Below are 26613 nucleotides of genomic sequence, written 5' to 3'. Positions count from 1 at the left end.
TAATTAACATTTAAATAATTGAAATTTATACATTTTCCAATAAACTCCTTTTTTTCTCAAAAGTTGATTGTGTGTTCCAATCTCAATTATTCTTCCTTGTTTCAAAACTACAATAAAATCAGCTTTAACGACAGTTGACAATCGATGAGCTATAACAACTAAAGTTGAATTTTTTTGTATAAATGATAATGTTTTTTGAATTAATCGCTCTGTTCCAGAATCAATGTTAGAAGTAGCTTCGTCAAGTATTAATATTTTAGGATGCATAACTAATATTCTAGCAATAGATAAAAGTTGTTTTTGCCCTATAGATAAGTCATTTCCTTCTTCTCTCAAAACAGAATAAATTCCTTTTGGCATCGACTTAACTAATTTTAAAAGATGTACTGTTTTTAATATTTTCCACACCTCTTCTTCAGAGACTTTTCTTCCGAGAGCAATATTATTGAAAAAAGTATCTGAAAGAATGATTGGGTCTTGTTGAACTATTAATATGTGTTTTCTCAAGATATAATGACTGATAGAATTAATTGGTTTTTTATCTAAGTATATTTGTCCATTTTTTATTGGATAATGTCCCATCAATAAATTTGCTAAAGTACTTTTTCCACTCCCTGTATGCCCTACAAACGCTACAAAACTTTTAGAAGGAATATGAACATTAATGTTAAAAAGTGTATTTTTTTTACTTTTTTCATAATTGAAACTAAGGTTTTTAATATCTATACTTCCATTTGTTAATATTTTATTTTTTTTTCCATATTTTTGTCTCGGTGAATCTATAAAAAAAAATACTCTTTCTCCTGCAACAATAGCTTGTTGTAAAGAAGATTGCTGAACAGTGATAGTAATTAAAGGTTCATTAAGACGACCAAGATAAGTAATGAATGCATATAGCACTCCTACTTTAAAAAAGCCAACCGTACAATAACTAAACAAAAATATAAAGCTACATAATACTAAAGCTGATATAAGGCTCAAAAGAGGTCTTAATAAAAAGCTATCTAATCTTAATATTTTCATTCGAGCTTGATAATGTAAATGGCTTGTATATTCTATGTTTTTTTTAAATCGTTTTTGTTGACCAAATTGCTGAATAATATTAATTCCATTAATTATTTCATTAAATTTGTTATTAATGTTAGCTAAATAATATCGCACTTTTCTTAAAAGTGGAGTACTATAATATTGATATACTAACATAATTGTAATAATTAACGGAAAAATAAATGTAGCTATAATCGCCATGTGCCATTCAAGAGTAAACATTGCAAATAATATCATAAAAATTAGTGTAATACTTTTAAATAAAGATGGAATAACAGTATCATATAAATCTTTAATAGCTTCTGTATCATTTGTTACTTTAGAAATTATTTGACCAATAGGTTGACAGTCAAATTGGTTAATTGGTTGATTTAATGCAGCATTCATTGCATCTTTTCTTAATTTATTAATTACCCTAACAGCAATTTTATTGAATAAGATGCTCTGAAAATAATTCAAAAAAACTGATATTATTTGCAAAGTTAAAAAAACAAACACAATAATCAATGTTAATTTCAAATGCAATTGATGTTGAGATAAAATATTATTAATAAAATAGCTTATTAAAATAGGCCCTAAAACTTCAGAAATTGAACCACCTAAAAGAAAAAAAAATGCTAATATTAGTGTTTTTTTCCACGGTGTTACATATTTTATTAATCTTTTTAAAATTGGCCAAAATTCTATTAAATAATCGATATTATAAGTTTTCACTTAGATTTTGTTGATCCTCAAGTTTGATTTCTAATTTTTGATAATTATACATAGATCTGTACCAATTTTTTTCTTGAATTAAAGATAAATGATTTCCTCTTTGTATTATTAATCCATCTTTAATAACTATAATTTCATCTAATTTAATTAACGAAGATAAGCGATGAGCAGTAACAATGAAAGAATGATTGTTTTTCTTCCAATTGTTAATGTTTTTGAGAATTTTATTTTCAGTTGCGCCGTCAACGGCAGATAAAGCATCATCTAATATTAATATCTCTGCATTTAATAATAACGCACGAGCAATAGAAATCCTTTGTTTTTGTCCACCAGAAAGCATTACACCTCTTTCTCCAACTTCAGTTTTATATCCATCTGGAAAACTAATAATGTCTTTATGAATATCAGCTATTTTAGAAACAGTTTCAATTTCTTTATAAGTGGCTCTTGGTTTTCCTAAAGAAATATTGTTATAGATGCTGTCTGAAAATAGAAATGAAGTTTGATTTACAACTGCAATCTTACTTCTCCATTGATGTATTTTTAATTCTGAAATTGAGTGAGAATGGTAAATTATATCTCCATCTGTAATGTTAAATTGACGTTGAATCAATTTTAATAAAGTACTTTTTCCTGACCCTGTAGGACCGCAAATTCCTAAGGTTTTTCCTGGTTTTAAAATAATATTAATATTTTTTAAAGATGGAATATTATTTTTTGGATAAATAAATAAATTAATATTAATCTTTAATATTCCGGGCGAAGAAGAAATTAATTTGTCTCCGTCTTTTATAGATAATTTTAAATTCAGGAGTGAATTAATTCTATCCCAAGCAGCGCTTCCTCGTTCAACGATGTTAAACATCCATGCTAATGCTAACATTGGCCAAATCATTAAACCAAGATACATTATGAAACTAGTTAATTGTCCTATTGTGATTTGATTGTTCCATACTAACCATCCTCCTCCTATAACAGATAATAAATTAGAACAAGCGACTGAAAGATAAATTACCGGATCAAAACGTGCATCTATTTTCGCAACTTGCATATTTTTCCGGCCTGTTTTATTAACAATAGCATAAAATTTATCTAATTGATTCTTTTCTAATCCAAAAGATCGAATCATTCGAATACTTGTCAGTATTTCTTGTGTTTGATTATTCAAAGAAGCAAAAGCTGATTGAGCATTTAGAAAACTATGATGCAGTTTTTTTCCATATTGCTTAATTAAGATTCCCATAACAGGCATGGGTATTAAGGCAATCATTGTTAATAAAAAATTAATTTGAGTACTCATTATTATTAAAACAGACAGCCCCATTACTAAAGAATCTACAAGAGTGAGAACACCTTCTCCTGCGGCAAAGACAACTCGATCAACATCATTTGTAGCTCTAGCCATTAAATCTCCAGTTCTATTCATTAAAAAAAACTCTTGACTTTGTTGGCTGAGATAAGAGTACAATTTTACTCGAAGTTCAGTGGCTAATTGATAAGATGCTCCAAATAGCAATACCCTCCATAAATAGCGTAATATATATACAGTAATAGCTACAAAAAATATGATGGAAATCCATGGTAATATTTCTATTCCATTTTTTTTATTTTTTATGATTAAATCTATTAAAATTCCAACAATTTTAGGTGGTAATAATTGCAAAATGGCGATTGTTAATAATAATAAAATTGCTCCTAAATATCGTTTCCATTCTCTTATAAAATACCATTTTAATTGATTAAACAATCTCACGAAAAATCCTAAAAGTTAAGTATTGGTAAATGTATGTTTCATATTATAGTTTTTTTTAAACCTGAAATTTGTTTTTATCTTTTATCATCAAAAATTTTTTTTAAAAAATATATTAAAACTATAAAAAATGAAAAAAATAATTTTTCGGTAACAGTTAAAATTTAAAAAACATGTTTAATTTATTGTGTTAATTCACATAATAAAGTTTATTGAATAACTTTTAACTTAAAATTAATTGTATTGATTTAAAATTTATGCTGTTTATTTTTTATTTCAAAAATTGAGATGAAATAATACACGTTTTTAGGTGTTTTATGTATAAAGATATGTTCATTATCAATTTAACGAACAATAAAATGTTATTAAATGATCTTTATTCTTTAAATAAATCTTTATTAAGCGCGTTTTTAAATCAAAATATTTTGTTTTTTAATTTATCATCTATGTATGTATATCATCATAAACTCAGTTTAGCGTTCTCCGGTATTAATAAAATTGATTTTTTGATTATAACATTACATATGATTGAGGAGTTAAAGGTCTAATTTGTATGTTTGAAAATGGTTTACTTAAAAGAAGTTGAATTTTCTTTATTTTTTATATATAACTTTGGATTTTTGATAAAGATTTTTAAGAATAGAATAAAACGTAGTTTCTTTGTTATTTTTTTCCAAGTATTTAACAATAATATTTTTTTCTTCATCAGAAAAATCATCATAATAAATTCTTTCAAAAGCGACAATAACGCTATTTTTATTTTCATCTTGAAATGTATCATATATTTTTTGTTTTTTGTTTGGATGTGGTAATGAAAAAATAAATTCTGAAATGTCATTGTTATCATATCTTGATATAATTTCTGATTTATTAAAAAATAAATTAAATTTTTTTAATAAATTTTTGTTTCCTTTTTTTAAATCTAAAACAATTTTTTTTGCATTTTTATTAGTTTCTTCTATCGCTTTTATTTTTTTTATTTTTTTTATAATTTCATCTTTTACATTTTCAAATTTTTTTATTTGTTTTTTTTGATATTTTGTTAAATTTATTAAAAATGATTGATGTTTTTTTAAAACAATTAAATTTGAATAAGATTTATTTTTTTTTTCTTTTTGTATTAATAATGTTTTAAAAATTTTTGACTTGAGTATAGGTGTATTTAATGATATCGGTATAGAATTTTTATCAAACCAATCGGTCTTTATAGGTTTTAAATTAATCTTTTGTATAATAATATCAAGTTTATCAGGGTTATTTTTTGTAATTTCTTTTATTTTGTTTTTTAATTTATGATATAAATCTAATGATTTTTTATTTTTTATTTCGTTTTTAATAGTTTGATAAACTTTAGATAGGTTTTTTTTTTGACTAGGAATGATATCAATTAGTTTAATTATTAAGAATTCATTATTAAAAGGAATGACATTAGATATTTGATTTTTTTTACATAAATGAGCTTGTTGAATTTCGTTGGGAATCGAATGGATTGACATCCATCCAATATCTCCTCCTTTTTTAGAAGAAATAGGATCAATTGATTTTGTTTTAGCAATTCTTGAAAAATCTTCTGGCGTATTTATTTGAGATAGCAGTAAAGATGCTTCATTTTTGTCTTTTATTTGAATAATACCATATTTTCTTTTTTCTTCGGTGAAATAACGTTTATTATGTTTAATATACCAATTTTGAATTTCTTTTTCATTGCATTTTATTTTAAAAATTTTAGGTGTCAGTCTAACATAACTCATTTTAAATTTTTCTGGAATATAGAAGAGATTTTTATTTTTTTGAAAATAGTTAAATGCTTCTTGATAGCTTATATTTTGTTTATTAATAAATAAATTGCTATTTAATACTGTTGTTCTAATTTTTCTTTTTTGAGACAACAGCTTTATAATATATTTTTTTTCATTTTCTAAAATAAAATCAGTATTACTAATAGTATGAATAAAATTATCAGCGTTAACTTTTCTTTTGATAATATTAATATATTCATCATCTCTTAAATTCATAGATGAAAGATATTGTAAATATTTTTTTTCATCAAATTTTTTATTTTTTTGAAAAATAGAAGCGTTTAATATCGTTTTTTTAATTGTTTCATCTTCTATCTGAAATTTCATTTTTTTAGCATATTGTTCTAAAAGAACATTATTGATTAGCTGAGATAAAACATAGTTATATGTTTCTTGTTTGATTTGTTGGTTATTTTCAATTTTTGAAAAATTTGTTCCTAACATTTTTTTTTGATTTAATCGTTCAATAAGATACATATTTTGTAGTGTTTTTAAACTTATATTTTCTCCATTAACTTGTGCGGCATAGTTCTCAAGATCTTTATAAAAAAAACCATTCATAGTGCTTAATATTAATGACAAAATTATTATTCCTAATATGCACTTTACTATAATACGGTTTGATCTTGATTTTATACTTTTCATCATCATCTAACAATTCCATATAGTTTTGAAAATAGTAATAAATAAAAAATTTACTTCTAGTTCAATGAGAAAGGCTGACATTTTTATGTCAGCCAAGTTTTTTGTAATGTATTCTAACTAATTATACGGAGAATTTTCTAATGTTAATTTTAGAACTTCTTGAATGTGCTGTACTGGATAAATAATTAATCCGTCAATAATATTTTTAGGAATTTCTTCTAAATCACGCTTATTTTCGTATGGTATTAAAACTTTTTTAATGCCCCCTCTATGAGCAGCTAGTAATTTTTCTTTCAATCCTCCAATGGGCAGTATTTTTCCTTGAAGTGTAATTTCTCCTGTCATAGCAACATCTGACTTAATAGGATTATTTGTCAAAGAAGAGACGATAGCTGTACACATAGCAATTCCAGCACTTGGACCATCTTTTGGTGTAGCTCCTTCTGGAACATGAACATGAATGTCATTTTTTTCATTAAAGTCTTTTTTTATCCCTAATCTATTAGCTTGAGAACGAACTACAGTCAGAGCTGCTTGAATAGATTCTTGCATTACTTCTCCAAGAGATCCTGTATAAGTTAATTTTCCTTTTCCAATTACACAAGCGCTTTCAATAGTCAATAATTCTCCACCAACTTCAGTCCATGCAAGACCCATCACTTGTCCGATTTGGTTAGAAATATTTACTCTTCCATAATCGAAACGCTTAATGCCTAAAAATTTTTTTAAGTTTTTTTGGGTTATTTTTACTGTTTTTATTGATTTTTTCAAAAGTAGATTTTTTACTACTTTTCGACATATTTTTGATATTTCTCTTTCTAAACTTCGAACTCCAGCTTCTCGAGTATAATACTGAATTATACTAATAATAGCGCAGTCGCTAATTGTTAGTTCATTTTGTTTCAGTGCATTTCTTTCTAATTGTTTGGGATATAAATATTTTTTAGCTATGTTTAACTTTTCATTTTCAGTATATCCAGATAATCGAATTATTTCCATTCTATCAAGTAGTGGAGATGGGATATTCATAGAATTTGAGGTTGCTACGAACATAACATCTGAAAGATCATAATCAACTTCTAAATAATGATCATTAAAATTAACGTTTTGTTCAGGATCTAACACTTCTAATAATGCGGATGCGGGATCTACTCTGATATCACATGATATTTTATCAATTTCATCTAACAAAAATAAAGGATTTTTAACTTTTGCTTTTGCCATTTTTTGAATTATTTTTCCTGGCATTGATCCTATATATGTGCGTCTATGACCTCTTATTTCGGCTTCATCTCTTATGCCACCTAAAGCCATTCTAACATATTTTCTTCCTGTAGATCTAGCGATTGATTTTCCTAATGATGTTTTTCCTACACCAGGAGGCCCGATTAAACATAAAATAGGACCTTTGACTTTATTGGTTCGACTTTGTACTGCTAAATATTCTAGTATTCGATCTTTAACATTTTCAAGTCCAAAATGGTCTGTATCAAGAATTTTTTTGGCTTGGCTAAGATTTTTTTTAGTTTTTGTCCTAAGGCTCCAAGGTACTTGTATCATCCAATCAATATAGCTTCGTACAACTGTTGCTTCTGCTGACATAGAAGGCATCATTTTTAACTTCTGAAGTTCAGATTCTGTTTTTTCTTTAGCTTCTTTCGTCATTTTTGAAGCTTTAATTTTTTCTTTTAAAATTTTGTTTTCATCTGGGATTTCATCTATGTCACCTAGTTCTTTTTGGATTGCTTTTATTTGTTCATTCAGATAATATTCTCTTTGACTTTTTTCCATTTGTTGTTTAACACGATTTCGAATTCTTTTTTCTACTTGTAATAAATCTATTTCCGTTTCCATGATTGCCATTAAAAATTCTAATCTTTCGTTAATGTTAACAATTTCTAATACTGATTGTTTATCTTTTATTTTTAATGGCATGTGAGCTGCTATTGTATCAGCTAATTTTTCTAAATTTTTAATATTATTAAGTGTATTTAATATTTCTGACGGTATTTTTTTATTTAATTTTATGTAAGAATCAAATTGATTGATTGTTGTTCGAATTAGCACTTCTTTTTCTTTATTCAAAACGTCTCTTGAAACAATTAAATCAACTTCTGCTATAAAATGATGATTATTGTTTATTAAATTTTTAATGCAAGCACGTTGCAAACCTTCGACTAATACTTTTACTGTACCGTCTGGTAATTTCAACATTTGTAAAATTGAACTAATGGTACCTATTTTAAATAAATCATTCGTAGAAGGTTCATCTTTAGCTGCGTCTTTTTGTGCAATCAGCATAATTTTTTTATCATTGTTCATAGATGTTTCAATGCATTTAATTGATGTTTTTCGACCTACGAACAATGGAATTACCATATGAGGATAGACGACTACGTCTCTTAATGGTAAAACAGGAATTTTAATGCGTTCAGAACGCTCAGAATTCATAGAGCTCTCTCTTATTTGAATTTCCGTTATTTATTTATTAGAAAACTATAAGATGCAATAAAATATAAAATTACATCTACAATTAGATAAGTTTTTTAGGAATGGTTAAATCATACTAAATGTTAAAAGATGAGAATAAAAAAAAATTTTAATTACTAAAATTTATTTTTTGTTCATCTAATACTTTCTATATTTTATGTTTTTCATATATTATTTCAGGATGCGCATTATTATTAACGACTGATGCATTAATTAATATTTTTGTTACATTAGTCATTGACGGTAATTCATACATTATATCTAATAAAATTGTTTCAACTATGGATCTTAATCCACGAGCCCCGGTTTTTTTTAACATAGCTTTTTTCGCAATAGCAACAATAGATTCTTTATCGAATTCTAATTTTACTTTTTCTAATTTAAATAGTGTTTGATACTGTTTAATTAAAGCGTTTTTAGGATTGCAAAGTATCTTTACTAATGCATTTTCTGTCAGTTCATTTAATGTAGTAATTATGGGTAAACGACCAATAAATTCAGGTATGAGTCCAAATTTTATTAAATCTTTTGGTTCTACTTGCTTTAAGAAAATGTCTTTTATTTTTTTGATTTCTGTATTTTTTATAACTGCATTAAATCCTATCTCTGTTTTTTTATCTAGTCTTTTCGAAATAATTCCAGATAATCCTAAAAAAGACCCTGCGCATATAAATAAAATATTTTTTGTATTAACTTGTAAGAATTCTTGTTGAGGATGTTTTCGTCCTCCTTGAGGAGGTACAGAAGCTAGAGTTCCTTCAATTAATTTTAATAAAGCCTGTTGCACTCCCTCTCCAGAAACATCTCTAGTAATAGAAAGATTTTCAGATTTTTTTGAAATTTTATCCACTTCATCTATGTAAATAATTCCTAATTCTGCTTTTTTTACATCATATTTGCATTTTTGTAGTAATTTCTGTATTACGTTTTCAACATCTTCTCCTACATAACCAGCTTCTGTTAAAGTAGTTGCATCTGCGATTGCAAAAGGCACTTCTAATAATCTAGCTAGTGTTTCAGCTAACAGTGTTTTTCCGCTTCCAGTAGGTCCAATTAATAAAATATTACTTTTATCCAGCTCTACTTCATCTATATTTTTTTGGATATTTTGAAGACGTTTATAGTGATTGTAAACAGCAACAGATAATATTTTTTTTGTATGTTCTTGTCCAATTACATAATTATCAAGATATTTTTTGATTTCATTGGGTTTAGGTAAAATTTTTTTTTGATATTTTTTTTCTTTTTTTTCATTATTATAAACTTCTTTAAGAATAATATCATTACATAATTTAATGCACTCATCACATATGTAAACTGATAATCCAGCAATTAATTTTTTCACTTCTTGTTGATTTTTTCCACAAAAAGAGCAATTAAGCAATTTTTTAGAATCATCTTTACTCTTATCTTTCATGCATCCTCTCTTTTTAATAACTTTTTTATTTTTTGAGTAAATAGATTCTATTGTATTTTTTCTATTGTATAAGTCATATAAAATTTATCAAATTAATGTCGTTGTATTATCGACTGGTTAAAATGCAATCAATTAAACCGTATTTAATGGATTCTTCAGCTGACATAAAACAATCTCTTTCTGTGTCTTTTTCAATTTTTTTTGCTGTTTTTCCAGTATGAAGTGCCATTAATTGAATAAGTTTTTTTTTCATTTTTATTATTTCACGAGTATGAATAACAAGGTCGGAAGCCTGTCCTTGATAACCACCTAACGGTTGATGAATCATTATTCTTGAATTTGGTAAACAAAATCTTTTTCCTTTTTTCCCACAAGTCAATAAAAAAGCAGCCATGGAACAGGCTTGACCTAAGCAAATAGTACTGACATCTGGTTTAACAAACTGTATAGTGTCATAAATAGACATTCCTGAGGTAATAATTCCTCCCGGAGAATTAATGTATAAAAATATATCTTTTGTTGTGTTTTCAGATTCAAGAAAGAGTATTTGGGCTATAATGTTATTAGCCATATTATCTTCGATGACACCTGTTATAAAAATTATTCGTTCTTTTAATAAACGAGAATATATGTCATATGAACGTTCCCCTCTAGAATTTTGATCCACAACTGTAGGGATTATTGTTGAATAAGATTCTTTTATTTTTCTTTGATTATTCAGCATATTTTTTCCTAAAAATATTAAATATTTTAAAATAATTAATATTAAATTTTTTAATAATGCTATTAATTTTTTATATGATAGATTTGGTTGTGATATTTTAGTTTAAAACGATTTATAGAATTTTATTTAGATTTTTTTTAATTAAATAGTAAAACATGATTATGTTAAATTTCATTCAAATAATGTAATATTATTTATCCATTTAAAATTAATTGCTTCTTCGAGAGTTAAATATTTTTTATAAATTTTAATTTTTTTTAATAAGAAACTCATAATTTTTCTATCTAACTCTATATTTTTAATAATATCTATTAAATCTTTATTTTTTTTACAAAAATTAATAATTTCTGATGGTTTTTTCGAACATTTAGATATTTGTTGAACAAGTGATTGTATTTCTATTGGATTCGATACAATTTTGTTATCAGTAATAATTTTTTGAATAATTAAATTAATATGAATTTTATCTCTAGCTTTAGCCCCAATATCATTATGATATTCTTCTTCAAGAATGCTGTGTTTTTTTTCTTTATATTCTTTTATATATTTGTTTTTTAAAAATTTTATTTCTTCTTTTAATAATGTCAAAGGTATTTTGATTGAATTTTTTTGGATTAATTTTTTTATAATTTGATTTTTTAAGTAATTTTCAGAAAGAATTTTTATTTTTTGAACTAAATTGTCTTTAATTTTTTTGTAATTTAATTCGATAAATTGATTTAATTCAATGCTATCTTGAGATGTTTTATTATTTTTTAGTATTTGTTTTTCTTCAACTTTTTTAATATACACTTTAAACGTAATGTCTTTTTTTTGAAGATCTTGTTCTGGATGAAAATCAGAAAATTTTATTTTAAAAAAAAGAATATCGTCAGTATAATGATTTATTAATTTTTGATTTAACAAAGACACAAAAGTGTTATTAGAGATAATAAACGTAACATTTTCTGCTCTAAATTTTGTTATTTCTTTTTTATTATCGTAAATCTGATAATTAATAGTTACACGATCATTATTTTTAATAGTGCGATTTACTTTATTCCATACTATAATATTTTCTTTATTTTTTTTAATTTGTTCTTTAATTTCTTCATCTGAAATTGGTACTATTATTTTTGGAGCTTTTATAAGATTGATATCTTCGATATTAACATTCGGATAAAGTTCGTAAATTACAGAATATTTTAAATTTTTTTGATCCTGTAAATTTTCAGATATCTCATATTTCGGAGATCCTATAATTTTTATTTTTTTTTGTTGAATGAACTTGTAAAAATATTTTTGCATCATTTTGTTGAATACATCATAATGCACTGTGTTGCCATATTTTTTTTGTATGATATTAATAGGAACTTTTCCCTTTCTAAATCCATTAATATTTACATTTTTACTGATTCTGTAAAGTTCTTTGTAAACAGTCTGTTTAACTATTGTTTCTGGAATTTCAATTGTGACACGATAACCTGCATCTTTGTTTTTTTCCAAAAAAAATTTCATCTTGATTTTACCTTAAAATAAATCATATTAATTAGTTAATTTGAGATGTTTTCTTACATACAATTTTTATTTATTTTAGTGAACGTTATATTTAATTCAATTATATGGTTTTTAAATATTCATTAATAAAATTAATAACCTTAAAAAATAAATTTTTTAATGTTTTATCTTTTGGAATATAGTTTATAAAAAGTAATTTTTTCTTTTTTTAAAACATTGTATACAATGGATTTTTTTATTTTTTTTATCTTTCCATTCACTTAAAGTGTAAGTGTAAAGTGTTATTGAATATATTTTTTTTTTATTCACTTTTTGTAGCATTAAAAAAATTTTTTGATGTCTAAAAACTGATGTTTGATTTACAAAATCGTCACTAATAATCAGTAATCTTAAGTGCGTTAGGCATTTTTTTGAATGGTAATGTAAATTGCTATCGTTATAAATTTCAATATCAACAATTTTCATTTGAGATATTAAAAATTTTTTTATTTTTTTTAGCATTATTAATACGTTTTATATCCTCTATTTTCTAGAAAAGTAAAATAACACATTTTCAAAAAATATTTTTATTTTTTAAAAATAAATTTTAAATTTATTTAATTCTAAAAATTTTACAATAAAATCCAACAATAGAGACTTAAAATTTAAACGTAAAATTAAAAGATTAAATTTTATCAATTTTTTATAAAAAATTCAATTATTTCCCTAAAGCATTTATTATTTTTTGAATATATATAATTAAAATAACTATTCTAATAAATAACACTTTTAATCATAGTTTCACATGTAATAAAATATTAAATAGGATACTATTTTAATTACAAAATAAACACTATTGTAATTTGAGGTTATTAAATGAAATATATAAATTTTAACAATTATTTAAAAAAAATATTTTTGATTTCTGTTGTTTTTTTGTTAAATGGTTGCGATAGTGTATTATTAAATCCCCATGGATTAGTTGCTATAAAGGAGAGATCGCTGATATTAACAGTATTTATTATAATGCTCTTAGTAATTGTTCCAGTAATTTTTATGACAATATATTTTTCAATAAAATATAAAGCTTCCAATCAAAATCAAATTTATAAGCCAAATTGGTCTGATTCAAAAAAAATTGAAATTACAGTTTGGACTATTCCTATTTTAATTATATTTTTTTTAGCATTTTTATCATGGAATTCTAGTCACGAATTAGATCCAAAAAAACCAATAGAATCTAAAAATTCTTCAATAAAAATTGATGTTATTGCTTTGGATTGGAAATGGTTGTTTATTTATCCGGAATATAATATTGCAACTATTAATGAAATTGTATTTCCTATAAATCATCCTGTTATTTTTAGAATTACTTCGAATTCTGTTATGAATTCCTTTTTTATTCCATCCTTAGGTAGTCAAGTATATGCCATGCCTGGTATGACAACTCAATTAAATTTAATTTCTAATTACTCTGGAAAATACAAGGGAATATCATCTAATTATAGCGGGAAAGGTTTTTCTAACATGAAATTCACTGTTTTATGCGTATCAAAAAATAAAGAATTTATGAGATGGGTAAAAAAAATTCAAAATTCGAATAAAAAAATAAACACAAAAAAAAATTTTAAAATTATATCTGATCCAAGTGAGAACAATTTTATAGAATATTTTTCAGATGTTAAAAAAAATTTGTTTGATGAAATAATTCATCAATTTCATGATAAAACAAAAAAAATTTAAAAATAAAATTTTTAAAAAATTGTTTTAATTTTTAATTATGAGGAATAAAAAATGTTGGGAAAATTAACATTAAATGCGATACCTTATGATGAACCAATTATTATGGTTACATATAGTTTAATAATTTTTATTGGAATAAGCATTGCTTCAGGGCTTACTTATTATAAAAAATGGAATTATTTATGGTCTGAGTGGGTCACTACAGTTGATCATAAAAAAATATCTATTATGTATGGAATTCTTGCTTTTATTATGCTTTTTAGAGGTTTTGCTGATGCACTTTTAATGCGCACACAACAAGTTATTTCGTCATCTGGTTGTAAAGGATTTTTACCATCTCATCATTATGATCAAATATTTACTGCTCATGGCGTAATAATGATTTTTTTTGTAGCCATGCCATTTGTGATCGGATTGATGAATTTAGTCGTTCCATTACAAATTGGAGCTCGTGACGTAGCTTTTCCGTTTCTTAATAATTTAAGTTTTTGGTTAAATGCAAGCAGCGCAGTATTAATTACTTTATCCTTAGGAATAGGAGAATTTGCTGAAACAGGTTGGTTATCTTATCCGCCGCTATCTGAAATTAAATACAGCCCAGGTGTTGGAGTTGATTACTGGATTTGGAGTCTGCAAATCGCAGGAATTGGAACTACATTAACAGGTATTAATTTTTTAGTAACTATCTTAAAAATGAGAGCTCCAGGGATGAACTTTTTTAAAATGCCTGTTTTTACTTGGACGTCTCTGTGCACGAATATTTTAATTATTATCTCTTTTCCTGTTTTAACTATGACTTTGATTTTTTTAACTTTAGATCGTTATTTTGATTTTCATTTTTTCACTAATGATCTAGGTGGAAACGCAATGATGTATGTTAATTTAATATGGATTTGGGGGCATCCAGAAGTATATATTTTAATTTTACCGGCTTTTGGTGTTTTTTCAGAGGTAGTTGCTACTTTTTCAAAAAAAACTTTATTTGGATACACTTCTTTAGTATGGGCAACATTGGCTATTACTATTTTATCTTTTGTTGTTTGGTTGCATCATTTTTTTACAATGGGCGCAGGGGCTGATGTAAATGCATTTTTTGGTATAACTACAATGATCATAGCTATTCCTACTGGAGTAAAAATTTTTAATTGGTTATTTACTATGTATCAAGGTCGCGTTCAAATGCATTCTTCCATGTTATGGACTATTGGATTTTTAGTTACGTTTTCTATTGGAGGGATGACAGGCGTTTTACTTTCAGTTCCTCCAGCTGATTTTATATTACATAATAGTTTATTTTTAGTCGCTCATTTTCATAATGTAATTATCGGAGGAGTTGTTTTTGGATGTTTTTCTGGAATCACTTATTGGTTTCCTAAACTTTTTGGTTTTATTTTAAATGAAAAATGGGGTAAGCGTGCTTTTTGGTTTTGGATTATAGGTTTTTTTATTGCTTTTATGCCTCTTTATTTCTTAGGTTTTATGGGAATGACACGCAGGTTAAGTCAAGACATTAATCCAGAATTTCATCTATTGTTGTCTATTTCCGCTTTTGGAGCTATTTTAATTGGAATAGGAATTATTTGTCAAATTGTACAGTTTTGGGTTTCAATAAAAGATCGTAAATTTTATTTAGATACTACTGGAGATCCATGGGATGGAAGAACTTTAGAATGGTCTACATCTTCACCTGCTCCTATATATAATTTTGCAATTATTCCAAATATTAAATATAAAGATGATTTTTGGTTTCATAAACAATTTCAAGAAAAAAGATATAATCAAAAAAATTATAAAGAAATTTGTATACCTAAAAATACAGGATTTGGTTTTTTTATTAGCATTTTTGCATTATTTTTTGGTTTTGCAGCGGTATGGCATATTAATTGGTTATGTATTTTTTCTTTTTTTTCTATTATCTTAAGTTTGTTTTTTTATAGTCTTAAAAAAGACCTTGAATATAATATATCTATAGATGAAATTGAAAAAATAGAAAAATCAAAATTTTAAAAATATTTTTAAAGTGAGAGTAAAATGATAGAAAAAAAAATAAAATGCATTAATTCAAATACTGTGCATAATTTTCATAAGAAGCAGTCTAAAAATAATAAATTACTTGGATTATGGTTGTATCTTATGAGCGATTGCATAATGTTTTCAGTTTTGTTTGCGGTATATGTTGTTGCTCATTCCAGTTCATCTTTTCATTTCAGTTATAAAATTTTAAATTTGTTTGATGTATTTTTAGAGACAATTGTTCTTTTATTAAGTTCACTGTCATGTGGAATGATAGTTATATCTGCTAAACAAAAAAATACTATAATGATTTTTGTATATTTAATAATAACTTTTATTTTAGGTATATGCTTTATTACAATGGAAATTAATGAATTTTATAAACTTATTGTTAATGACTTAGGTCCTAATCAAAATGCTTTGTTATCTTCTTTTTTTTCTTTAGTGGGTATTCATGGAGCACACGTTGTTTTAGGTTTAATTTTTATGTTATTTATTTTTTTTCAAACTATAATATCGGGTGTAACTAATTCAGTTCATACTCGTATTTTATGTTTGAGTTTGTTTTGGCATTTCTTGGATATTATATGGATTTGTGTGTTTACTTTTGTTTATTTAAATGAGGCTATTTTATGAATAATTTTTTTCCATTATTAAAAAATTGTCACAGAGAAATTAAATATTATATTTTTGGTTTTTTATTTTCTGCTGTATTTACAGCAATTTCATTTTTGTCTGTAATTAATGAGTTATTTTCTAAAAAAATAACTTATATAGTTATATTATCTTCATGTTTAATTCAAATTGTAATTCATTTTTTGTGTTTTTTAGATTTAAATCCATCTAAAAAAAATCAATGGAATATAGTATCTTTATTATTTACGTTAATAATATTATTTATTGTATTATTTGGTTCGATATGGATTATGTGGAATTTAAATCATCATACGATAATTTTTTAAAGATACTTAAATATGATAATTTCTATTAAGCATTACTGTGAAATAATTAAACCAGGTATTATATTTGGTAATATAATTTTAATAATGGGTGGTTTTTTATTTTCTTCTCATATAAAATTTAGTCCGTTTTTATTTTTAAATACAATTTTAGGTACGTCTTTAGTAATGGCTTCTGCCTGTGTTTTAAACAATCTAATAGATTTTGATATAGATCAAAAAATGAAAAGAACTAAAAATAGAGTTTTAGCTAGAAAATTAATAAAACCTATAAATGCTATAATTTTTAGTTTATTTTTGGGGATAATTGGAGTTTTTATATTAGGTTATTTAGTGAATTATTTATCAATGTTTTTATCAGTTTTTGGTTTTTTAGTTTACGTGTTTTTATACACGTTAATATATAAAAGAAATTCAATATATTCAACTTTTGTAGGAAGTTTTTCAGGATCTATTCCTTCAGTCATTGGTCATACGGCAGCTACAAACAATATAAATTTATGTGCTGTATTGTTTTTCATTACTTTTGTATTTTGGCAAATGGCTCATTTTTATTCTATTTCCATTTTTAGATTAAATGATTATAAAAACGCAAAAATTCCAGTTTTTTCAGTAATAAAAGGAGTTTATTTAACTAAAAAACATATTGTGTATTATATAGTCGGTTTTATTATTTCTAATATCATATTGAAAATACTGAACTATATTAGTGATAAATGTTTATTTTTTTTATTTATAATTGATTTTTTTTGGTTATATTTATCATTTGTTAATTTAAACAATAGAAACAAAGAGAATCATAAAAATTCTTTGCAGTTATTTTATTTTTCAATTGTAGTTGTTGTTATGTTTAATTTTTTGATTTCTTTAGATTTTATATTTTAATTATAGACATTTTACGGGTTTAGGTATACCAGCAATTTTACTGGCCTGTTTAGCTGGGCCTTGAGGAAATAATTTATGTAAATAAATACTGTTGCTTTTTTTTTCTCCTATTTCTAATTTAATACTTCTAATAAGCATTCTCATAGAGGGAGTAGTATTAAATTTTAAATAAAAATTTCGAACAAAGTTTATAACTTTCCAGTGATCTTTTTTTAAAAAAATATTTTCTTTTTCAGCTATTTCTCTAGCTAAAATAATATTCCAATCTTTAGTTTTTTTAAGATATCCTTCTGGATCTGTTTCAATTTTTTTATGTTTAAATAAATTTTTATTAATAGCATCTTTCATTTTTATTTTCCTAAAGACGTTACAATAAACACAAACTTTATATGAATTGAGCAAACAATGAAAAATTATAAGATGAATTTTATAGAATTACAAGTCACATTCAGTCTTTTTGTTGTTTTTTTATTTAGAATGTTAGGAATGTTCATGGTTCTTCCTGTTTTAAGTGAATACGGTATGTCTTTTAAAGATGGAAGTCATTTTTTAGTTGGTTTATCAATTGGAATTTATGGAATTACTCAAGTTATTTTTCAAGTTCCATATGGAATTTTATCTGATAAATTTGGTAGAAAAAGATTAATTATATTAGGTTTACTGATGTTTTTAATTGGAAGTTTTATAGCCGCTGATACTGATTCCATTTGGGGCATTATTGTCGGCAGAGCTATACAAGGATCTGGGGCTATATCTGGAGTTTTAATGGCTTTGCTATCTGATTTAATCAGAGAAGAACATCGTGTTAAAGCTATATCTGCAATAGGAGCCAGCTTTGCTCTTTCTTTTTTATTTTCTATTGTTTCTGGTCCATTGGTTTTTGAATATTTTGGATTTTTTTCAATTTTTTGGATATCTGTATTTTTTTCAGTTCTATGTATTTTTACTGTTATTTTTTTTATCCCTGAATCAAAAAATATAGAGTTACAAAAAAATCAATATTGTTCATCTAAAAAATCATCAATTTTTTTTGTCAGAAGTAAAATTTTTAGGTGTTATTTAGGTATATTTTGTCTTCATTGTTTATTAATGATAAACTTTATGATTATACCTCATCAACTTATATTGTCTGGATTATCTTTAAATAATCATTGGAAAGTATATTTAAGCATTATTGCGTCTTCTTTTATTTTTTTGTTTTTTGTTGTGTTTTTTTTAAAATCTAAACGCATTTTAAAAAACATTATTGAAATATGTATTTTTTTTATTTTTTGTTCTTTTTTTATATTGCACGCGTGTAACAAAAATCTTTTTGTTTTAATATGTTCATTACAATTGTTTTTTATTGCTTTTAATTTACTTGAAGTATTTTTCCCTTCATTTTTAAATAAAGAAGCACCAATAAGCAGTAGGGGTAGAGTGATGAGTATTTATTCCACTAGTCAGTTTTTAGGTGTTTTTTTTGGAGGTGTGTTGAGCGGGTGGTTGTGTAGTTTTTTTGATGTTTCTGAGATATTTTTATTAGAAACGTTGTTTGTTTTATTTTGGTTAATGGTTAGTTTTTTCAGTTAATTTGGTTATTTTAATGAATAAATAAAAATATAAATTATAAAACACTTTTTTTTATATTTTTTAGATTAACATTATATATTATAATGTTTTTATAAAATAAAACTCAAAAAAATTAATTATCTTAATTAGGCGTTGTAAAATGAATTCTATTAATTTATGCGAAATGTATAGACATCGTATAAATAAAAAATTGTTAAAGATGATAAGAAAATTACCTTTTCAGAATTCTGTTCTTTTAGAATCTATTAAATACAGCATTGTTTCAGGTGGAAAGCGAATACGTCCATGTTTAATATATGTTTTTGGAACAATGTTTAAAGTTAATATCATTACTCTTGATTCAATATCTTTGGCTGTTGAATGCATTCATTTATATTCTTTAATCCATGATGATTTACCATGTATGGATAACGACGATTTTAGAAGAGGAAAACTTACCTGCCATAAAAGATATGGTGAAGATGTTTCCTTAATTGCCGGAGATGCTTTTCAGAGTCTTTCTTTTAATATTCTCTCATCTAGATCAATGCCTGGTGTATCTTATTATAAGCGTTTAAAAATGATTTCTGAACTTTCTAACTCAATTGGGTTTTCTGGTATGTGTATGGGTCAAGTATTAGATTTAAGAGCAGGAAAAAGTACAAATAAATTAGAAAAAATAAATTTATACAAGACCGCATTTTTAATTCGATCGTCTGTACGTTTAGCTTATCTTTCTTCTAAGTATTTTTCTAAAACAACTTTATCAACTTTAGATCGTTTTTCTATAGCTATTGGTTTAGCTTTTCAAATTCAAGATGATATTATTGATTTTAAAAGTGATGTTAAAAAATTTAAAAAAAGCAATTCAAGAATTTATACATATCCCTTTAAATTCGGATTAGATCAATCATATGAAAAAATAAAAAAATTATATCAAGAAGCGTTTTTTGCTTTGCGGGATTTAAAAAAAAAATTCAATATAAGTACATTAGAAATATTAATTAAATTCATAATTAATACAATTTAACAAATTTAAAAAATGAGCATTTTAATGAGCTTTAATTTTAAAAAATACCCTATTTTGTCGTTTGCTAATTCAGTAAAAAATTTACGATTATTGTCTACTAAACAATTGTCTAAATTGTGCATGGAATTACGTGAATACTTATTAGATGCATCGTATTCCCCTAAAGGTCATGTAGCTTCTGGATTAGGAGTAATTGAAATTACAGTAGCATTACACTATATTTATAATACTCCCTTTGATAATTTATTATGGGATACAGGTCATCAGGCATATCCTCATAAAATACTTACTGGAAGAATGCACCAAATTCAGAGTATTAGAAAAAAAAATGGATTACATTCATTTCCTTGTAGAGCAGAAAGCATTTATGATGTTTTAAGTGTTGGTCATTCTTCTACTTCTATTAGCGCTGGTTTGGGACTATCTATTGCATCTCAAAAAGAAGGAAGAAATAGAAGAACTATTTGCGTTATTGGAGATGGAGCAATGACTGCCGGAATGGCGTTTGAAGCTATGAACCATGCAGGGCATGTTCAGTCTAATTTACTGGTAATATTAAATGATAATGAAATGTCTATTTCTAAAAATGTAGGTGCTTTACAAAACCATTTAAATGTTTTAAAAAATAATAAAAAAAATAGTTCTCATCCTATTAAATTAAAAAAAAAAATTGTTGTTTCAATTCTATCTTTCAAAGTTTAGGTTTTAAATATTTAGGTCCATTTGATGGTCATGATATTTTATCTATTATTAAAATCCTTAAAAATATTAAAAATAAACAAGGAGTTTATTTTTTACATCTTTTAACTAAAAAAGGAAAGGGTCATTTACCGGCAGAATTAGATCCTGTAAAATGGCATACAGTTCCTCAGGATGATGTTTTAAAATCAAACTCTATGAGCTATTCAGATGTATTTGGTGCATGGTTATGTGAAACGGCTCAATTTGATAAAAAATTAATTGCTATTACACCTGCTATGTGCGAAGGTTCAGGAATGGTACAATTTTCACGTCTTTTCCCTAATCAATATTTTGATGTTGCTATTTCCGAGCAACATGCAGTTACTTTTGCTGCTGGTTTATCAATTGGAGGTTATAAACCGGTTGTTTCTATTTATTCCACATTTTTACAACGTGCTTATGATCAATTAATACATGATATAGCACTTCAAAAATTATCTGTTTTATTTGCCATTGATAGAAGTGGTGTCGTTGGAAATGATGGCGAAACACATCAAGGCATTTTTGATTTATGTTATTTAAGGTGTATCCCAGGAATTGTGCTTATGACGCCAAGTAACGAAAATGAATTGAGACAAATGCTTTATACTGGTTATATGCATAAAAAAGGACCGAGTGCAGTAAGATACCCAAAAGGTTGTGGAATTGGATCTTTTTTAACTCCAATGCGTGTTATCCCTCTTGGACAGTCTATTGTAAAAAGAATTGGAGTTGAAATCGCTATTTTAAATTTTGGAGTTTTGTTAAAAAATGCTTTTTGCGTAGCAGAAAATTTAAACACTACTTTAGTTGATATGCGTTTCGTGAAGCCTTTAGATAAAAATATACTTATTAAGTTATCACGTACGCATAAATATTTTGTTACTCTTGAAGAAGGAGTAATATCAGGAGGAGCTGGAAGTTCTGTAAATGAATTTATAATGTTAAAAAAAATTTTAATCCCAGTTTTAAACATTGGATTACCTGATTTGTTTATTCCTCAAGGCACTCAAGAAGAAATTCTACGTGATTATCAATTAGATTCTAAAGGTATTGAAAAACAAATATCTTCTTGGTTACATAAATTTTAAAATATAAATTTTTAAGAAAAATTATATATTTTATTTTAATTTAATTTTTAATGCAGCTTTGTCTAAAACTCCATTAATAAATTTATGACTGTCTTCAGATCCAAATAATTTTGCTAATTCAATTCCTTCATTAATTGATACTTTGTAAGGTATATCTGTTCTTTTGTACATTTCATAGAATGATATTCTAAGAATTGCTTTTTCAATTTGACCCAACTCTTTTAATGTTCTAGAGAGGTAAGGTTGCATTAAGTTATCTATGTTTTCACAATCAAAAGTTATTCCAACAATTAATTCATAAAAATATGGAATATCAATATTTTTTTTATTTTTTTCTTTTAAAAATTGAACAGCGCTATTTTTAATTTCATTTTTTGATATTTCCCAAGAGTATAACATTTGCAAAGCACATGCACGTGCTTTTCTTCGAAAGGATGGTTTCATAAAAATCTCTTTTTTTTAAACAGATATTATTTTTTTTATTGACGTATAAGTGTTAATCTTATATCTGGACCTATTTGACAAATATTGTGAAAATTAAATGGAATACATTTAATTAAATTCGATTTATCTGGAAGAATAAAGAGTGGTTTTGCTTCATGACCAAGTATTTTAGGAGCGATGTATATAATAATTTCATCTATTAATTTTAGTTTTAGTAAAGATCCAGACAAAGTGCTACCAGCTTCTATCCATATATTATTAATTTCCAATTTTCCCAATAATTTAAATAAAGATACAAGATTAATTTTATTTTTATATGGTTTTAATATTTTTTGTGTGACATTTTTAGGCCATAATTGATTATCTGGTTTGATTCTTATTAACCATATTTCTCCTTTAGTGTTAATAATTTTATGAAATGGAGTAATTTGATTTTTACTGTCTATAATAACTCGTATTGGATGTTTAAATATTTTTTTAGGGAATGTAGACAGCATTTTTTTGTTAAATAAATTATAACGTACGTTTAAAAATGGATCATCTCTTAATATAGTTGAGCTACTACTAAGAATTACAGAGCTTTTTGCTCGGAAAATTTGTACATCTTTTCTTGAGAATAAAGAAGTAATCCATTTGCTTTCACCATTTTTTAAAGCTATTCTACCATCTATTGACATAGCTAATTTAAGCCGAGCTCATGGGAGTCCTGTATGCATTCGTTTAAAAAATCCATTATTACATTTTTTAGATTCTTGAGACAGTACTCCTGTTTTAACTAAAACACCTTTTTTAGTCAAGTACGAAATTCCTTTACCAGAAACTTTTGGATTAGGATCTATATTTGCAATAATAACGTGTTTTATACCAGATTGAAAAAGTGCAACACAGCAAGGAGGTGTTTTCCCAAAATGGCTACAAGGTTCAAGAGTTAAGTAAGCAGTTGCTCCTTTAGATTTTTTTCCAGCTATTTTCAGAGCGTTTATTTCGGCATGATTTTCTCCAAACTGATTATGCCATCCTTCTCCTATAATATTATCATTTTTAACAATAACGCATCCTACATTAGGATTGGGTGACGTCGTAAATTGGCCTAGTTTACTAATTTTAATTGCTCTGTTCATATAAAATTCATCTTTCATTTTTTTAAACCGATTTTATTTATAAAATGTTTTTATTTAATTAAAATAATTTTAAAATTATAATATACTTTAAATTAAAATCTATTTTTAACATATTTCATAGTGTTGATCATTTCTAATGCAGCTAAAGCTGCTTCAGATCCTTTATTTCCCATTTTTGTTCCAGATCTTTCAATAGATTGTTTTATGTTGTCTGTAATCAATATTCCTAATGTGATGGGTATAAAATATTTTGTACTAATTTTTGAAAGATTACTGAAAGTATTATTTGATATATATTTAAAATGATCTGTATTTCCTTTTATGATAGTTCCTATTGCAATTATAGCATGATATTTTTGAGATTTTGCAATATAACTTGCAACTACTGGTATTTCATTTGTTCCTGGAACGTATATTTTCAAGATTTCTTCTTCTTTCATCTTACCTAGTCGAATTAGCGTGTCCAGCGCTCCTAATAACAAATTTTTATTAATAAATTCATTAAATCTGGAAATTATAATAGCAATAGAAGAGTTTTTTACTGTGATTCCTGAATTAATTGTATTCATATTTTTTTATGTAATTTAAATAGAGTAACTTGATTATATCGTTGAAACGTTATGTTTATAAATTAAATTTTACTTATTTTTTTAATAATTAAGATGTTTATAATTTTTTATAAAATCTATCTACTGTGCTTGATTGTTTATTATATTACATAACAAGTTTATAAATTTTATTTTTTTATTTTAAAGTGATTAAATTTATTTTTTATCTATTTTATAACATATTTATAAAGAAATTTATGTTGTAATATAAAAATATAAACAATAGTTTCATTTTTGATTCTAATAATAAATTTTTTGGTTTTTTAATATAAAATATTTGCAATTTTTTTAATATAAGTTTATAATAATTATCTTAAAGAAGCGGGGTGGAGCAGTTTGGTAGCTCGTCGGGCTCATAACCCGAAGGTCGTTGGTTCAAATCCAACTCCCGCAACCAAATTTTTATATTATTCAATATAAAATCAAAAATTATGATTTATCAATCAAAAAAAATTTACTTATTTTTTACAAATATATAAATTTTTATCAGTTAATTTATTTTTAATAAAAAATTAAATAAAATTTTTATGTCTTAGTTTCATGTATTTTATTTAAAATATTAATTTTTTTTATTAAACTATTTTCTTTTTTTGTTTTTTTCAAAATAGCCATTTTAAATATTTTCTTTTTTGAAAAAATAAAAATTTTTTCTCGAGATCGAGTTACAGCAGTATATAAGATATCTTTTTTTAAAATTTCTAAATCGTCATTTGGTAAAACCAAAATTATATTGCTAAATTCAGAACCTTGTGATTTATGTACAGTTATTGCCCAAGCAGTTTGATAATTGTTTAAAATTTGAGCCGGTATGTTTATAATTTTTTGGTTTTTTAACAGAAAAGAAACTTGTAGTATTCCTTTAGAATTCATATTTGAAATCCCAATATCTCCGTTAGATAAACCAAAACTTCTGTTATTTTCGACAATCATAATAGGTTTTCCTACATACCATAATTTATTTTTTATAGAAAAACATTTAATTATTTTTTTTCTATTTAGAATTTCTTCTAATTTTTTATTTAAATTTCGCGTTCCAAATAAACCATTTTTTAAAATACATAATATCTGATTTTTTTGAAAACTTTTAATTATTTCTTTAATATTTACTTTTTTTTGAATTATATTCCAATAATCTAAATAATTAAGAAATATAAATTCCATCATTTTTTCATAATCTTGATCATGATTAACTTCATAAAAATAAACATTTTTTATTAAATTTTTAAATAGATTTTGAATTATTTTTTTGTCATTTTTGTATATTGCATCAGCTAAAATATTAATATTAGAAGATTTTTTAAATCGATAATTATCTGTTAATGTACATATGTTATCACTAATGAATGCGGTTTTTTTTTCATTTTTTTTGAAAGATAGTTTGCAATTTGTTATTTTTTCTAACAAAGATAAAGTTTGATTATGATATCCTTCATTAGAGTAATAACAAATATTTTTTAGAATAGCACCGGTTTCTATGGGGCTCAACTGATTATAATCTCCCACGAAAATGACTTTAGTATTTTTTTTTAATGCTAATAGTATACTTTCCATCATTAAAACATCTATCATAGATGCTTCGTCAATGATTAAAACATCTATATCTAATTTGTTTTTCTCATTAAAAAATTTTTTTTGTGATATTTTTTGAATTCCGAGTAATTTATGCAATGTTATAGCATTTTTTATGACATTATTTTTTTCTTCACTATTAAGAAAGGTATTGAAAACACTATTATTTAAATTTTTTGTTAAATTTTCAGTTGCTTTTCCAGTTGGAGCTGATAATTGAATTTTTATTTTTTTGTTTGAAATTTTAATTAAAGCAACGATAATTTTATAAATAGTAGTTGTTTTTCCAGTTCCAGGTCCTCCTGTAATAAATATTACATTTCGAATTAAACTGAGTGCAACTGCTATTTTTTGGATATTTTTGTCGTTATCACAAAATAAATTTTTTAATATTTTAGCACACTTTGATATATTAATTGCATGTGAAACGTTATTTTCATATAAGTAGTTTAGAATGTTATCTTCAGCTTTCCACATTTTATAAAGATATATCTTTTTTTGAAACAACACTAGAGGTGTCGGAATAGTTCCATTGCTAACAGCTTTACATTTTGATAATTCTAATATCCATTTCGGATTTTTACCTAATTGAATTAGAATTTTTTTAATAAATTTTAAATTTAAACTAGAAAAAAAACTATTTTTTTCAAAGTATTCTATTGGTAAAAAAATATGACCATTTCTATTTTCATAACTTACACAAGCAGATATCAGCATTATAATGGGATTCGTTTTAGATATAAACGTTGCAAAATAAAAATCAATTGGATGTATGATTTTTTGAATCATGGCTTTTTTAAGTAAAATCATCATTTTT

At 24.8% G+C, this 26613-nt stretch carries 19 protein-coding genes, 1 tRNA gene and 2 pseudogenes; 9 read left to right on the top strand and 13 right to left on the bottom strand.

All coding sequences use genetic code 11. The features are described from left to right. Positions 1 to 3: 3 nt before the first annotated feature. The 8 genes from D9V75_RS02310 to D9V75_RS02275 form a co-directional block, all read right to left on the bottom strand. Positions 4 to 1746, bottom strand: coding sequence for a SmdB family multidrug efflux ABC transporter permease/ATP-binding protein (locus D9V75_RS02310; protein ID WP_158344081.1), 1743 nt, complete (start codon positions 1744 to 1746; stop codon positions 4 to 6). 1 nt (position 1747) lies between these two features. Then, entirely contained in the window at positions 1748 to 3514 is a 1767-nt protein-coding gene (locus D9V75_RS02305; RefSeq protein ID WP_158343819.1) for a SmdA family multidrug ABC transporter permease/ATP-binding protein, read from the bottom strand. 590 nt (positions 3515 to 4104) lie between these two features. Continuing rightward, entirely contained in the window at positions 4105 to 5961 is a 1857-nt protein-coding gene (ppiD, locus tag D9V75_RS02300; RefSeq protein WP_261979425.1) for a peptidylprolyl isomerase, read from the bottom strand. 111 nt (positions 5962 to 6072) lie between these two features. Then, the gene (gene lon, locus D9V75_RS02295) at positions 6073 to 8406 is read right to left on the bottom strand and encodes an endopeptidase La (protein WP_158343818.1); all 2334 of its coding nucleotides are present in this window, start codon (positions 8404 to 8406) and stop codon (positions 6073 to 6075) included. 187 nt (positions 8407 to 8593) lie between these two features. Continuing rightward, positions 8594 to 9862: an ATP-dependent Clp protease ATP-binding subunit ClpX gene (clpX, locus tag D9V75_RS02290; protein WP_158343817.1), complete on the bottom strand. Its 1269-nt coding sequence runs from the start codon at positions 9860 to 9862 to the stop codon at positions 8594 to 8596. Positions 9863 to 9968: 106 nt separating this feature from the next. Next, positions 9969 to 10586 carry an ATP-dependent Clp endopeptidase proteolytic subunit ClpP gene (gene clpP, locus D9V75_RS02285; RefSeq protein ID WP_158343816.1) on the bottom strand — a complete coding sequence of 206 codons (618 nt, stop codon included), beginning with the start codon at positions 10584 to 10586 and terminating at the stop codon, positions 9969 to 9971. A gap of 171 nt (positions 10587 to 10757) precedes the next feature. Further along, positions 10758 to 12083, bottom strand: coding sequence for a trigger factor (gene tig / locus D9V75_RS02280; RefSeq protein WP_158343815.1), 1326 nt, complete (start codon positions 12081 to 12083; stop codon positions 10758 to 10760). A gap of 183 nt (positions 12084 to 12266) precedes the next feature. Further along, the gene (locus tag D9V75_RS02275; protein WP_410051785.1) at positions 12267 to 12584 is read right to left on the bottom strand and encodes a BolA family protein; all 318 of its coding nucleotides are present in this window, start codon (positions 12582 to 12584) and stop codon (positions 12267 to 12269) included. Between the two features lie 354 nt (positions 12585 to 12938). Here D9V75_RS02275 and cyoA point away from each other — a divergent pair, with 354 nt between their 5' ends. The 5 genes from cyoA to cyoE are packed head-to-tail and all read left to right on the top strand — an operon-like array spanning position 12939 to position 17662. After that, positions 12939 to 13805, top strand: a complete 867-nt coding sequence (gene cyoA, locus D9V75_RS02270; protein WP_158343814.1) for a ubiquinol oxidase subunit II — start codon at positions 12939 to 12941, stop codon at positions 13803 to 13805. Between the two features lie 51 nt (positions 13806 to 13856). Then, positions 13857 to 15812, top strand: a complete 1956-nt coding sequence (cyoB, locus tag D9V75_RS02265) for a cytochrome o ubiquinol oxidase subunit I (RefSeq protein WP_158343813.1) — start codon at positions 13857 to 13859, stop codon at positions 15810 to 15812. 24 nt (positions 15813 to 15836) lie between these two features. Beyond that, the gene (locus D9V75_RS02260) at positions 15837 to 16454 is read left to right on the top strand and encodes a cytochrome c oxidase subunit 3 (RefSeq protein ID WP_158343812.1); all 618 of its coding nucleotides are present in this window, start codon (positions 15837 to 15839) and stop codon (positions 16452 to 16454) included. Beyond that, the gene (gene cyoD, locus D9V75_RS02255; protein WP_158343811.1) at positions 16451 to 16780 is read left to right on the top strand and encodes a cytochrome o ubiquinol oxidase subunit IV; all 330 of its coding nucleotides are present in this window, start codon (positions 16451 to 16453) and stop codon (positions 16778 to 16780) included. The genes D9V75_RS02260 and cyoD overlap by 4 nt, the downstream gene beginning before the upstream one ends. Before the next feature lie 12 nt (positions 16781 to 16792). Beyond that, complete coding sequence (cyoE, locus tag D9V75_RS02250) at positions 16793 to 17662, top strand: heme o synthase (RefSeq protein ID WP_158343810.1); 870 nt, start codon at positions 16793 to 16795, stop codon at positions 17660 to 17662. Here the strand turns inward: cyoE and D9V75_RS02245 are convergent, their stop codons facing one another. Then, positions 17663 to 18010, bottom strand: a complete 348-nt coding sequence (locus tag D9V75_RS02245; RefSeq protein ID WP_158343809.1) for a TusE/DsrC/DsvC family sulfur relay protein — start codon at positions 18008 to 18010, stop codon at positions 17663 to 17665. Between the two features lie 57 nt (positions 18011 to 18067). Between D9V75_RS02245 and D9V75_RS02240 the strand changes: the two genes are divergently transcribed. The 3 genes and pseudogenes from D9V75_RS02240 to dxs all read left to right on the top strand — a co-directional run bounded on the left by D9V75_RS02240 (position 18068) and on the right by dxs (position 22054). After that, a complete protein-coding gene (locus D9V75_RS02240) occupies positions 18068 to 19234 on the top strand; it encodes an MFS transporter (protein WP_261979424.1) in 1167 nt (388 codons plus the stop codon). Between the two features lie 139 nt (positions 19235 to 19373). Then, positions 19374 to 20243: a polyprenyl synthetase family protein gene (locus tag D9V75_RS02235; protein WP_158343808.1), complete on the top strand. Its 870-nt coding sequence runs from the start codon at positions 19374 to 19376 to the stop codon at positions 20241 to 20243. A gap of 24 nt (positions 20244 to 20267) precedes the next feature. Further along, positions 20268 to 22054: pseudogene (gene dxs / locus D9V75_RS02230) on the top strand (1-deoxy-D-xylulose-5-phosphate synthase). A gap of 30 nt (positions 22055 to 22084) precedes the next feature. On the opposite strand, the gene nusB reads toward dxs, so the two are convergent. The 3 genes and pseudogenes from nusB to ribE all read right to left on the bottom strand — a co-directional run bounded on the left by nusB (position 22085) and on the right by ribE (position 24188). Next, complete coding sequence (gene nusB / locus D9V75_RS02225) at positions 22085 to 22498, bottom strand: transcription antitermination factor NusB (protein WP_158343806.1); 414 nt, start codon at positions 22496 to 22498, stop codon at positions 22085 to 22087. Positions 22499 to 22533: 35 nt separating this feature from the next. Continuing rightward, positions 22534 to 23637 (bottom strand): annotated as a pseudogene (gene ribD, locus D9V75_RS03055) (bifunctional diaminohydroxyphosphoribosylaminopyrimidine deaminase/5-amino-6-(5-phosphoribosylamino)uracil reductase RibD). Positions 23638 to 23711: 74 nt separating this feature from the next. Next, positions 23712 to 24188: a 6,7-dimethyl-8-ribityllumazine synthase gene (gene ribE, locus D9V75_RS02210; RefSeq protein WP_158343800.1), complete on the bottom strand. Its 477-nt coding sequence runs from the start codon at positions 24186 to 24188 to the stop codon at positions 23712 to 23714. A 359-nt stretch (positions 24189 to 24547) separates the two neighbouring features. Between ribE and D9V75_RS02205 the strand changes: the two genes are divergently transcribed. Beyond that, positions 24548 to 24624: transfer RNA gene (locus D9V75_RS02205), tRNA-Met, on the top strand. Positions 24625 to 24752: 128 nt separating this feature from the next. On the opposite strand, the gene recD is transcribed toward D9V75_RS02205, so the two are convergent. Continuing rightward, positions 24753 to 26609 (bottom strand): exodeoxyribonuclease V subunit alpha, encoded by a 1857-nt coding sequence (gene recD / locus D9V75_RS02200; protein WP_158343798.1) that lies wholly within the window; start codon positions 26607 to 26609, stop codon positions 24753 to 24755. Positions 26610 to 26613 lie beyond the last annotated feature (4 nt).

This window comes from Buchnera aphidicola (Muscaphis stroyani) (assembly GCF_005080865.1).
Lineage (GTDB): Bacteria > Pseudomonadota > Gammaproteobacteria > Enterobacterales > Enterobacteriaceae > Buchnera > Buchnera aphidicola_AG.
The sequence above is the reverse complement of the archived record's forward strand: the minus strand, read 5'-3'. Positions and strand labels throughout refer to the sequence as shown.

What these genes read in the sequence shown, in the direction of transcription:
- ppiD (WP_261979425.1), bottom strand. Translation starts at nt 5,961, where the DNA reads ATGATGATGAAAAGTATAAAATCAAGATCAAACCGTATTATAGTAAAG.
- lon (WP_158343818.1), bottom strand. Translation starts at nt 8,406, where the DNA reads ATGAATTCTGAGCGTTCTGAACGCATTAAAATTCCTGTTTTACCATTA.
- clpX (WP_158343817.1), bottom strand. Translation starts at nt 9,862, where the DNA reads ATGAAAGATAAGAGTAAAGATGATTCTAAAAAATTGCTTAATTGCTCT.
- clpP (WP_158343816.1), bottom strand. Translation starts at nt 10,586, where the DNA reads ATGCTGAATAATCAAAGAAAAATAAAAGAATCTTATTCAACAATAATC.
- tig (WP_158343815.1), bottom strand. Translation starts at nt 12,083, where the DNA reads ATGAAATTTTTTTTGGAAAAAAACAAAGATGCAGGTTATCGTGTCACA.
- D9V75_RS02275 (WP_410051785.1), bottom strand. Translation starts at nt 12,584, where the DNA reads ATGCTAAAAAAAATAAAAAAATTTTTAATATCTCAAATGAAAATTGTT.
- cyoA (WP_158343814.1), top strand. Translation starts at nt 12,939, where the DNA reads ATGAAATATATAAATTTTAACAATTATTTAAAAAAAATATTTTTGATT.
- cyoB (WP_158343813.1), top strand. Translation starts at nt 13,857, where the DNA reads ATGTTGGGAAAATTAACATTAAATGCGATACCTTATGATGAACCAATT.
- D9V75_RS02260 (WP_158343812.1), top strand. Translation starts at nt 15,837, where the DNA reads ATGATAGAAAAAAAAATAAAATGCATTAATTCAAATACTGTGCATAAT.
- cyoD (WP_158343811.1), top strand. Translation starts at nt 16,451, where the DNA reads ATGAATAATTTTTTTCCATTATTAAAAAATTGTCACAGAGAAATTAAA.
- cyoE (WP_158343810.1), top strand. Translation starts at nt 16,793, where the DNA reads ATGATAATTTCTATTAAGCATTACTGTGAAATAATTAAACCAGGTATT.
- D9V75_RS02245 (WP_158343809.1), bottom strand. Translation starts at nt 18,010, where the DNA reads ATGAAAGATGCTATTAATAAAAATTTATTTAAACATAAAAAAATTGAA.
- D9V75_RS02240 (WP_261979424.1), top strand. Translation starts at nt 18,068, where the DNA reads ATGAAAAATTATAAGATGAATTTTATAGAATTACAAGTCACATTCAGT.
- D9V75_RS02235 (WP_158343808.1), top strand. Translation starts at nt 19,374, where the DNA reads ATGAATTCTATTAATTTATGCGAAATGTATAGACATCGTATAAATAAA.
- nusB (WP_158343806.1), bottom strand. Translation starts at nt 22,498, where the DNA reads ATGAAACCATCCTTTCGAAGAAAAGCACGTGCATGTGCTTTGCAAATG.
- ribE (WP_158343800.1), bottom strand. Translation starts at nt 24,188, where the DNA reads ATGAATACAATTAATTCAGGAATCACAGTAAAAAACTCTTCTATTGCT.
- recD (WP_158343798.1), bottom strand. Translation starts at nt 26,609, where the DNA reads ATGATGATTTTACTTAAAAAAGCCATGATTCAAAAAATCATACATCCA.